7 protein-coding genes are annotated in these 9160 nt (G+C 57.7%); all 7 read left to right on the top strand.

The window, feature by feature from the left end; genetic code table 11:
• A partial coding sequence (locus tag jaqu_RS17675) for a tyrosine-type recombinase/integrase (RefSeq protein WP_043920340.1) occupies positions 1-850 on the top strand: 850 nt, incomplete at its 5' end.
• On the top strand, positions 834-1529 hold the full coding sequence (locus jaqu_RS17670; RefSeq protein WP_043920339.1) for a hypothetical protein: 696 nt from the start codon (positions 834-836) through the stop codon (positions 1527-1529). The genes jaqu_RS17675 and jaqu_RS17670, both read left to right, overlap by 17 nt.
• 74 nt (positions 1530-1603) lie before the next feature.
• A complete protein-coding gene (locus tag jaqu_RS17665) occupies positions 1604-1822 on the top strand; it encodes a helix-turn-helix domain-containing protein (RefSeq protein WP_043920338.1) in 219 nt (72 codons plus the stop codon).
• Between the two features lie 75 nt (positions 1823-1897).
• Entirely contained in the window at positions 1898-3505 is a 1608-nt protein-coding gene (locus jaqu_RS17660) for a tyrosine-type recombinase/integrase (protein ID WP_043920337.1), read from the top strand.
• Between the two features lie 57 nt (positions 3506-3562).
• On the top strand, positions 3563-3949 hold the full coding sequence (locus tag jaqu_RS22430) for a transposase (RefSeq protein ID WP_052501060.1): 387 nt from the start codon (positions 3563-3565) through the stop codon (positions 3947-3949).
• A 276-nt stretch (positions 3950-4225) separates the two neighbouring features.
• On the top strand, positions 4226-7339 hold the full coding sequence (locus jaqu_RS21215) for a P-loop NTPase (protein WP_141134393.1): 3114 nt from the start codon (positions 4226-4228) through the stop codon (positions 7337-7339).
• Positions 7340-7642: 303 nt separating this feature from the next.
• A complete protein-coding gene (locus jaqu_RS21900; RefSeq protein ID WP_043920335.1) occupies positions 7643-8779 on the top strand; it encodes a hypothetical protein in 1137 nt (378 codons plus the stop codon).
• Positions 8780-9160 lie beyond the last annotated feature (381 nt).

Below are 9160 nucleotides of genomic sequence, written 5' to 3'. Positions count from 1 at the left end.
GCATGAGGAACGGCTACCGACCTTCCGCAATGCCAAGCACGGACAGCAATGGATCAACACCCTGTCGACCTACGCCTTTCCGCAGATCGGTGGCACGGCCATCGACCGGATCGGTCAGCCCGAGGTGCTGGCCTGCCTCTCGCCGATCTGGACAAGCAAGCATGAGACGGCCAAGCGCCTCGCGCAGCGGATCAAGACGGTGCTCGACGTCGCGCGCTCGCGCGGTCTGCGGGAGGGGGAGAACCCCGTGACCGCGATCCGGGAGGGCGGCGTTCTGCCGAAGGTGCGGGCGCGGGCGACCCACCATCGGGCGATGCGCTGGCAGGACGTGCCGGACCTGTACGCCCGCTTGCGCGAGCGCGACGCGACCGCGGCCCGCGCGCTGATGTTCACCTGCCTGACCGCGGCGCGGACAGGCGAGGTCCTGGGTGCGCGCTGGGCCGAGATCGACCTGGTCCGGCGGCTCTGGACGGTACCGGCCGAGCGAATGAAGGCCGGTGCCGAGCACCGGGTGCCACTGACGGAGGAGATGCTCACCCTCTTGGGGGCGCAGGAGCCGCTGGGGTCAGAGGTCGTCTTCGAGGGGCAGAAGCGGCATGCGCCCTTGTCGAACATGTCGATGGTGATGCTGTTGCGGCGGATGGGGATCGAGGGGGTGACGGTGCATGGCTTCCGCTCGAGCTTTCGGGACTGGGCGGGTGAGGCCGGCGCGCCACGCGAGGTGGCGGAGATGTGCCTGGCGCATCGCGTCGGCTCGGCGGTGGAGCAGTCCTATGCCCGCTCTGACCTGTTGGAGCGGCGGCGTCGGCTGATGGAGGAATGGAGCCGGTTCGTTGCGTCGCGCGGTTGAGGCGCTGCTCGACGATCCGATCGTCGGCATCAGCGATGCCGAGCTGCGATACCTGCCTTTCTTCGACATCGCGCTGAGTGAGGATACCCGGGAGGCGCGGCTGAGGGCGATCGAGAACGTTCGCTATGAGGTTATTGCGGCTTCGCCAGCGGAAGTCCTCGATCCCGACGGTCCCGACTGGCTGACCAGCAGTTCACTCGTTCGAACAATGAGAGCTGCAGCCGGACGGGTCGAGGAGATCGACACCGCCGCCCGCGAGTTCGCCGAGACCGTGCGACGCTACGAGGCCGGAGCCGAGCGGCGTCTGAACATCGCGAGAGAAACCGGCCTTCTCGTCGTCCGAAGCATCTTGGAGGGCACGTTCCGCGGCGTGCACAGCGAGACCGGGATCCTGACGGACATCGAAGCAATTGGACGGGCCGAAGCGATCCGCGGCGCGAGAGACCAGGACACGCTTCGCAAAATCTGGAAGACCTACCGGGGCGTGATCCACCTGGGGTTGGCCCTCATGGACTTCGACGACGATCCGGAAGTGTCGCCGGTCGTCCTTGCCCGAGCGGAGAATTACCGTCGCTTGCTGTCCGAGAACTGTCCGCGGGGCACCTCAAAGCCTTATGTCGACCCGAGCGCGCAACTCATTTTTCGTTACATGACAAGGCTCAAGCCTCCCCGGTTTTGAGATCGGGGAGTTTCGCCGCACCCGCTCATCCTGCCAGTCATCCACTCCAATCGGGTTCGATGGAAGGATGATCGGTGACGCGGAGCCTGTTCGATGACGAGCGCATCTACGTCCTCGGCGATGCCGAGCTGGAGTTGATCGGCAGTCGCGAGAAACTCGCGCAATGGCGGCATCGCGGTGTGGGGCCGGCCTTCTACAAGCTCGGCCGGAAGATCGTCTATCGCGGCGCCGACCTGAATGAATGGGCCGAGGCGCGGCGCGTTGAGCCCATGCGCGCGGACGGTCTGTCGTGACCCGCTCGGAACGGTCCGTGTCGGCGAGATGGATCCCGGTTTCCGCCGCGCCGGGCGGCCGGGCGGACTGAACCGGTGGCCCGCTCCTATCGCGGCGTCCGGCCAAAAGAGCATCGGGTCTACACCGTCGACGATCTGATCGCGCTCTACGATATCACCCGGAACACGGTGACAAATTGGGTGAAGGCCGGACTGACGCCATCCGATGACGGGCGAACCCCGTACGTCTTTCGCGGCGCGATGGTGAAGCAGTTCCACGAGGAGCGGCGCGCCCGTTATGAGACGCGGTCGCTGCACGCCGGCGAGTTCCGATGCCTGGGCTGCCGCGCCGCCGTCCGACCGGACCCGACGGCCCTTCGGCGCCGCGACAACAGTCGCGGCAATCCCTGGCTCTCGGGCGAGTGTCCGGAATGTAACCGAATGGTCCACAAACCCGCTTCGCCCTTCGATCTGGCGCTTCTGGACGGAGAACTCATTCCCAACACCAGCGGGGACCGCGCACACGAAAGAAAGACTTCGGTCCCCGCTCATACCGGGAATGCCGCCCCCGCCGAGCCAACGGTCATTCATCTTCGCAACGACCGAACGGTCGCCGCCTGGCAGCGACGCTTGGGACAGCACAGTCCCAAGACGCAGGACCGGCACCTCGCGGCGATCCGCGAGTTCGAACGCTTCGTCTGCGGAAAGCCCTTCGCGAAGCTGGACCAAGAGGATGTCGCCAAATATCGGGAGCACATGCGCCAAGCCGTTGCGGCGAAGGATGGGATCGCGCTCTCGAAGTCGACGGTCTCGCATAAGCTCTCGCACGTGCGGGAGTTCCTGACCTGGCTCCTCAAGCAGAAGGGGTTCGAGAGCCTGCCACAGGACTTGCCGGACTACCTGCACCTATCTCGGAGCGAGTACGCCAGGGCCCTGCCCAGAGCGAGGCGAGCGTATCCGAACATCGAGGAAGCCGAGAAGATGCTCGCTGCGATGCCCGCCCAATCACGGTTGGAACTCAGAGCGCGGGCGCTCTTCGCGATCGCATTCCTCGGTGCGCTCAGGGCAGATACGATCACGTCCCTCCGCCTGGGGCACGTCCTGCCGCAGGAGCGCATCATCGTGCAGGACGGAACGATCTCTCGGACCAAGAATGGTAAGAGCCTGCGGGTCCGGTGGTTCCCGGTTCCGGTCGTGTTCGAGCGGGCGGTCCTGGACTGGCTTGACGAGATGGAGGCGATGGTCGCGGCGCAGGACGGAGCCCTGTTCCCCCCTGGCGACTGGATCGAGCGCAGGACGGTCGGACGCTGCCTGCAGCGCGAGGCGGCGCCCGTGATGACAAGCCCGCACGCCGTGACCGAGGCTTTCGCGGCGGCGTCGAGGGCCGGCGCCAAACGCTACACGCCCCATGCCGCCAAGCACACCATCGCCGCCCTCCGCGGCACGCTCTCCTTGACCGAGGAACAGAGGAAGGCGTGGTCCCAGAACATGGGCCATGAGCGCGAGCAGATCACCGCGGAACATTACGGTCATCTGACCGATGAAAGGTGTGGAGAACTGTTCGAGGAGATGGAGAGGGGGCAGGCCGAGAATGGCCACGGAGAGCTGCCTCCGGGAGCGTCTGAGGAGCTCCGGCAGTTGCTAGAACCGATACTCGCCTTTAGCGAACGGCATGGAATCCGTCTCGATCGCAGACCGGCATGACCGACTGATCCGCGTGGCACATAGACTGAAGTTCTAGCCTTGGAACAATCTGGTTGCATGAAGGCGCGTCTTCATCGTCGCTTGAGCGAAGGGGACCAAGTACATCAGCACCTGGTCATCAATGCCAAGGCGTCCGAAGCCACCCGTTACAGCGACGCCAAGCCCGGTCAGCCCCGGACCCCGCATCCAACTTTGCAGAACCGCCGCCCGTACCGGACCGTCGCCCGCGAGATCGCTAGGACCGAAGCCTACGTGATCTCGATGCGGCTTCGGAAGAAACTCGAGATCCTGTTCGCCCGCCTCAAGCGAATGCTGGGCCTCGGCCGCCTCCGACTACGCGGACCCTGCGGCGCCGGCGACGCGTTCCTCCTCGCCACCATCGCCCAGAACCTCAGAAAGCTCGCGAAGACCTTCCCGCTGCCGCCCAAGCCGGTAACGCCCTGAGCCGGAGGGCCGATCGGCCAGCATCACCAACGACTTGCTGCGCGCGCAAACGCCTCTTTTTCCACAGAAGGGCGGGAAGCTGACCTTCGCTGCAGGCGTAAGGAATTACGCAGCAGATCTCCAAAGCGGACCTTGAACGCATATCGGGTGCCTGAAGTCAGGATGATGAAGCTGAAAACTCTGCAAGACCCAGAAAGTGCTAGGTTGACCTTGGAAAACTCGGCTACATATCCGATGCTCCACCTGAACCAAGGCTGATCTCGTTTAGGGTTTCAAGTGAAGAAAATTGACATTCCAGCTCAACTTGTCGACGCGATGCGGGAGCAACGTGTGATTTTGCTGCTTGGTTCCGGCGCATCGCTAGGCTCACTTGATGCGAAGAAAAGAAAAATACCAACTGCAAGGCAGTTGGCATCCGATATTGCGGAGAAATTTCTGAACGAGAGATTTAAGAGCCGCGACTTAATGCGAGTCTCAGAACTTGCACTTTCTCAAGCGGGGGAAAACCAATTCAACCAATGGCTCCGAGACTATTTTGAGCCATTTGAACCGACAAGCGCGCACCTCTTGCTTCCAAAATTCCGCTGGAGACTTGTCGCGACAACAAACTATGACCTACTTGTCGAGAAAGCATATCAGAGGACTAACGACGCACTGCAATCACTGGTGCCTAGGGTCAAGGACAACCAACCAATAGATACCATGCTTCGGCAACACTCATTCCCTTTAGAGTATGTGAAGCTTCACGGGTGCGTCGAACACGTTCACGACGCAGACATTCTTCTAGTTTTGACGCCAAACACATACAATAATCATGAGGCCAACAGACAGAATCTCTACAGTCGAATTGAGGAACTAGGGCGTGAATACCCAATGGTGTTCTGCGGTCACAGCTTAGACGATTTGCATATAAGACGTTTGGTTGAAAACAGCACATCAAATGCCCGTCCCATGTATTATTTGGTCTCTCCAGAATTCGAGCCTGAAGAAATCACGATGTGGGCGACACGACGAGTGACAGCGATACCAGCACGTTTCGATCAGTTTCTCGCATCTTTATTTGATGCGCTTCCACCGTTGCTCCGCGTTCCGCCTAGAACCGAGCAAGTTGTGGAGCAACCCTATCGAAAATACTTCCGCGTCTCAGAGCGAGAGTCAGACGAGACCGCTCATGCTTTCCAAGACGAGTTCACCCATTTATTTTCAGGAATGCCAACGGAGTCAGTGAAGGCTGAGCGGTTCTACTCTGGATACGATCAGAGTTGGGGCGCGATTCAAGCAGGCTTCGATGTGCAACGCAGAGCATCGATGCTGCTTCTCGAATTCGCGGCGTCAGCGGACGATACAGAGAGTCAGCTAGCGGTAATTTCTGGAGCAGCGGGATTTGGGAAATCTATTGCATTGCGCCGCGCTGCATTCGAACTTGCTACCTCGTTTAACGAATTCGTCATCTGGATGAACGACGACTCTAAGCTAAAGCTCAACGTTCTAAAGGAACTAAATGATTTGATCGGACGACGGATCTTCGCATTCGTGGATCGAGCAGCGCTAAACGCCGAGAAGATCGAGGAGATATTGGCGGCGGTCAGAGCTAACAACATCCCTTTGACTCTCGTGACTGCGGAGCGGCGAAATGAGTGGTCAATGTTCTGCCAAAGGCTTGAGAAATACGCTCCAACTTACTTTGAAGTAGGAAAGCTATCACCGCGGGAAGTGTCTGAATTACTCGAAAAACTTGAACATTTTGGATGCCTGGGCGCCCTTAGCACGCTTTCGGCAGAAGAACGCTTCAAGACGGTTACCGAGAAACTTGATCGGCAACTCTTGGTCACGTTGCATGAGATAACTCGCGGTAAGCCTTTTGCTGATATAGTTTTCGATGAATTTGACCGTGTTGAGCCCGAAGAAGCCCAGCAACTATATTTAGACATATGTACGCTTCATCGATTTGACGTACCGGTTCGAGCAGGTGCGATTTCGAGAATATCCCAAATCTCTTTCAGAGACTTCGAGGTCGAACTTTTTGAGCCGCTTCGAGACTTGGTGCTGACTTCACAAAACTCTATCACAGGCGACTGGGAGTATCGAACACGTCATGCGTTGGTTAGTGAAATCCTATTCAACCGCGTTTGCGTGACGGATGAAGCTCGACGTGATCAATTGGTTAGGCTGATTGATGGGCTCGATTGTAGTTTCAGGTCAGACGAAGTCGCTTTGTCGCAGTTGGCAAGAGGGCGAACCTTGGCGGAAACATTTGAAGAGGTTCACTTGGGGCGCGAAGTCTTTGAAGTTGCGCGTGTGAGAAACCCAAGGCGCGCCTTTCTATGGCAGCAGAATGCGGTTTACGAGTACTCACATGCATCCGGCGACTTGGCTCTAGCTGAGCAACATAGTCAAACAGCGTTAGCGATGGAGCCGGAGAACCCATCGCTAAGACACACCCACTCAACGGTCCTAAGACGCCGGTCTCTGACTGCCGAGTCAGAATTCGCGAAACGTTCGTTGCGGACCCAGGCACGGAAAGAATTAGACAAGATAAGAGACCAATCAAATCCTTACGTCTTGAGCGGTCGAGCAAAGCTTCGTGTCGACGATTTGGCTGATATTTTAGCTAAGGCAGACACAGCTCGTAACTCCGGCTACGATGAGGAACTCGGGGAAGCTATTGAAGCAGCCGAACTGGCACTACATCGCGCCTTTAACATGTATCCTGAGGACCCAGAGTTCCTTGAAGCAAAGGCGAAAATGAAGTCTTTGCTCGGTGAAGTCTCGCAGTCCACTGCCCTGCTAAAGCGAGCGTTTGCAAAATCGACCAAGGGCACAGGTATAGCGAGACGTCTCGCGCGGCGGCTTATCGAGGACGGAGAGCTTCAAGAAGCTCGGCAAATCCTTGAAACAGCCACGGAGCGAGATCCAACCGATCGATCGCTGTTCCTAATCTTGGCAGATATTCGATTCATCGAAAGCGGTGACTTCTTTGATGCAAATGGTGTCGCCTTGCTCTCAAGGAGTTGCGTGAACGGAGATCGTGAACACCACTCAAGGTTTGTGATGGCCTGCCATAAGTTCGTCTGCAAAGACTTCGTTCAAGCGTATTCACTTTTTGCAGACATAGAGCAGCGCGCTCCTAGCGACTTCTATCCTACCCTTTCCCGTATCGAAAGGAGGTGGATGGCTCCACGTCTAAGTTGCTGGTCTGGCAGAGTAAAAAAGATGCTTGGGGGATATCTATTTCTCAACGTCCGGGACTGCCCAAAGGATATTTTTGCACCCGTCAAGCTCTCCGAGGATGACGAGTGGGATCGACTTCAAGTTGGAACTGAAGTCGAGTTCGACTTGGATTTCTCACGTAAGGGGCCCTTGGCCACGGGACTGAAGGCTCTCCAGTAAGCGTTTAATATCAGAGCGTCAGCGCCGCGAGGTCGGAATGAAGTCGATGAATTGCTCCCTATGGATGCCTTCTGTTCAACTGAGTTATTGCGCGATTGCAGCGAATTGCAGAAGCAGCAGGTCGAACTGCAGCATCCATGAAAAATACCAACGGCAGCTCTGGGTCGGCTGCGAGCCGCCTCGATCTATCCCGCGTTCTGCTAGAGTAGCAGTTTTCGAACTTGCGAGGGAAATAGGTGGCGAGAAATACGAGGTTTGGATACACGTTTGGCAGGAGCTGTACGTGGTGATTGAGAGCTCGAAATGATCTTATATGCGCGAGGCACTGCTACGATTCAACATGGCGAGACTGCCGAGCAGTTTCAGATTTACGACGATGAACTCGAATGGGAGCCCATCGGTGGAAGCGAGCGGAGCATGGGGCAGGAGGCGATTTATCAGGCCATAGTTGACCACGAGGAGCTGGGCGAGCTTCGCTGGACCGTCACGGAATACCCCGCCGGCGCCGAGAACTTCAAAGAGACGGACGTTGGGAAACACCGCATTGTTTCTGACTTCGATTATGGATTGGAACACGAACCGGAGTTTGACGATGATTATCCTGCGAGTCTTTACCAACGCATAAAACAGTTTCCGGACTGGGCAAAGAGCCTTACGCAATCGGCTATGGCAGATCACCTGGTAAACTGGTTCCAGCTTTACTACGAAGATCCCGCAAATGAGACGCCCTACAATGGCCGCGAAGGCGGATACTTGTATATCCACGGTGGCCCTTACAACGCGGAAGAAGAGCTGCGGAACAATTTCGAGAGTATCGTTTCAGAACGTGCAATTATTGAAGCAGTATCGCGAATTGAAGAAGATGGCACGTTCGATTGGGCACCATCCAGTCAACATCGCAACATGATTGACGCGATGGAAGAAGCGTTGGCAGAGCAATTCGATCCGGAGGACTACGGTTTCGAAGACATTGCGGCGATCGCTGCCGAACGCAAGCCGGTCAACGTTGGCAGGGAGCATGAGCTAGTCACCCGCGCCGAACTCCTCAAGCAGATTGCGGCGTTGAAAGAAGCGTTACCCAAGCAAGCAGCACATGGCGGAATTGGGCACAACCGACCACCCGCCGAGTTCGAACTTGAAGTCGAACAGCAAGTCGATGTCACGGAAAGCTTGGAGGTCATTGAGGCTGAACTCACATCTGACCAACCCGACGTTGAAGCGGTAGCCAAGAAGTCATCGTTGCTCCACCGCGTCATGGGCTGGATTGGCAGCAAACTGGACACAACCGCCGAGGCATTTTGTAAGAGCTTCGGATCAACGTTGGGCAAGTCCGCCGTGGTATTGCCAGCAGCTATTCTTACATCCCCGTACTGGGGCAAGCTGGCCGCGCTTCTTGTGAGCTTAAAAGATTGGCTGTTGCTTGCACTCGGGCTCTCTTAGCGCATCATCTTTCTTCTAGCATGCAATGCCGAGCAGATATCGAACGACAGGAAAACCCGCGACTTGTAGATCCATCTTACCTGTGGTCTTTCGCCTGCAACGAACGGCCGGTTCGACGGGCCGCGCTGCAGCATCCTGAGAGCCAGTTGAAGGTCTGGATTGGGCCGGCTCCTACGCTGTTGCAGAAGGATCTAGACTCCCGCCGCGCAGCGTTTCAGGGGCCTAGGGGTAACTATCTGCAACAGTGGTTCGCTGGTCGGGGGCGTTTCACCACAGTGTCCCGTGGTGGTGCACTCGATTGGAGCATCGAGGAGCCGCCGGGGATGGTTCGGACGTCAAGGCGCCGGATGGACGCTCGATGGATAAGACCCTCGAGATTAT

It is taken from the genome of Jannaschia aquimarina (genome assembly GCF_000877395.1).
GTDB lineage: Bacteria > Pseudomonadota > Alphaproteobacteria > Rhodobacterales > Rhodobacteraceae > Jannaschia > Jannaschia aquimarina.
This window is presented reverse-complemented; position numbering and strand designations above follow the sequence as displayed.